The sequence below is a fragment of the Mesorhizobium sp. M7A.F.Ca.MR.148.00.0.0 genome (assembly GCF_003997735.1).
In the GTDB taxonomy this organism is placed as follows: domain Bacteria; phylum Pseudomonadota; class Alphaproteobacteria; order Rhizobiales; family Rhizobiaceae; genus Mesorhizobium.
Map to the genome: position 1 here is coordinate 1 of NZ_RZTB01000259.1, position 1,768 is coordinate 1,768.

Annotated in this window: 2 protein-coding genes; one reads left to right on the plus strand and one right to left on the minus strand. The window is 58.5% G+C overall.

Going from position 1 to position 1,768, the window contains the following annotated elements; all coding sequences use genetic code 11:
- Window positions 1-127 precede the first annotated feature (127 nt).
- Complete coding sequence (locus EOB49_RS33730) at window positions 128-1,027, minus strand: HNH endonuclease (protein WP_127383487.1); 900 nt, start codon at window positions 1,025-1,027, stop codon at window positions 128-130.
- Window positions 1,028-1,249: 222 nt separating this feature from the next.
- On the opposite strand from EOB49_RS33730, the gene EOB49_RS33735 reads away from it, so the two are divergent.
- A partial coding sequence (locus tag EOB49_RS33735; RefSeq protein WP_127383488.1) for a dihydrofolate reductase family protein occupies window positions 1,250-1,768 on the plus strand: 519 nt, incomplete at its 3' end.

Below are 1,768 nucleotides of genomic sequence, written 5' to 3' on the forward strand. Positions count from 1 at the left end.
CCGCGTGGTGGTGATGACGGCCGATGGCGCTTATGTGGAGCGGGCGAAGGACTGAGGGGGGCGAGCGCCCAAACGACCACTGCAAGCAATGCCTTTCCATAGACAGGGGGCAGCTTCGAAACACCGCTTATTGCTTGAAGCAGTGCTCGCGGTGCCATTGCAAGAAATGAGGATGCGGGCGTTCGAGCTGTCGGCGAGGCGGAAGCGCGCGGCGCGTCTTGTTTATGAAGCCCTGCACGCTGTCGAAGTCATTGACCTGTCTGGAGATCAGGATTTCCAAATCGTCCGACAGGCTGATCAATCCACGGTCGAACATCCAATGCGCAGTGCCGGACAGTGCGATCCCATTGTTGACGACATCAGGCCCGTTCGCCTCAACCGGTCGAATATGTGCGGCAGAAACCTCTGCCCGGCCTCCGCCATTTATCAGCTTGAGACCTGTGATCGCGCAGCGCTCGTCATAGGCACGTAAGACGACTCGACGGAAAATGCGGTCCCGCACGATTCGCGATCCGATGTAGCTTACGCGGTCACGACTCTGCTCGAATTCGAATGGCGCCTGCTCATCCTGAAAGCCGGCAGATATGCCGACCTCATCAACGCGCGGCAGCAACAACTCATTCGTATCCAGGCCCAGATCGATGATCCGGTTGAAGTCACCTGGGCTGAGTGCGCGGACAGCAGATTGGGCGCGGCCAGAAATCCGTCCCTCATCATTGAGCAGGCCTCGTTCGACGGGACCGTCAGATCCGCTAAATGGAACAGGATTGACGAAATCGAGGTAGCTTCCGGGCTCAATCAGCGCGAGATACATGTCAGGCGTTACCGGATCGGGGATGATCTGCTGGACTTTCGCTACAGCGTAATAGCCCCGTGTATCGTTTACCTTGCTGGGCTCGTAGTAGATAATCCACTTGCCGACACACGCTTCAACGCGGCGCAGATACGGGCGAGGAAACTGGTATTGCTCTGCGGGGCGATCGTTGTATCGCGAATCCGAGCGATGAATGAAAACCCCGAATCCCATGAATCTTCCTGCAATGCGTTCTTGGGAATAACTACTTCAGATGTGGCATCAAAATCCGAACTTTGGGGTTTAGTCCAGGCGGCGGTCGCACTTCCCCATGGCATCGGTCTTTCGCAGCCTCGCGCTGAAGCGCCACACTACAACGAAGCGCAGCAATATATTTCAGGAAGGTGTCGCAAAGCGCCCGCGCGGCCCGTCCTTTGACGGAAGAAGGAGCGCGCCATGCGAAAACTTATAGTAACCGAATTCATCAGCGTCGATGGCATTGCTGAGGTCGAGAAGCTGCCCAGCGTGACCTGGAACGACGAGATGAACAGGTTCAAGGAGGACGAGCTTGCCGACAGCGGCGCCATGCTTTTGGGGCGCACGACCTATGAGATCTTTGCCGGCTCCTGGCCAACGGAAACCGGAGATTTTGCCGACCGGTTCAACGCGCTGCCGAAATATGTCGCCTCAAACAGCCTGAAGGCGCTCGACTGGAAGCCGGCCGAATTGCTGAAAGGGCCTCTGCCGGAAGCGGTCAGGACGCTGAAGCAAGGCAGCGGCGGCAACATCTACGTGCATGGCAGCCTCAGCGTCGCGCAGGAATTGCTGCGCCACGGCCTGGTCGACCGCGTCAGGCTGCTCAGCTATCCAGGCGCCGTCGGCCAGGGCAAGCCGCTGTTCCCAGGCGGCGCGGCGGTGACGCTCGACCTGATTTCCGCAAAGCCGTTTAGCAACGGCGTGGTGGCGCTAGAGTAT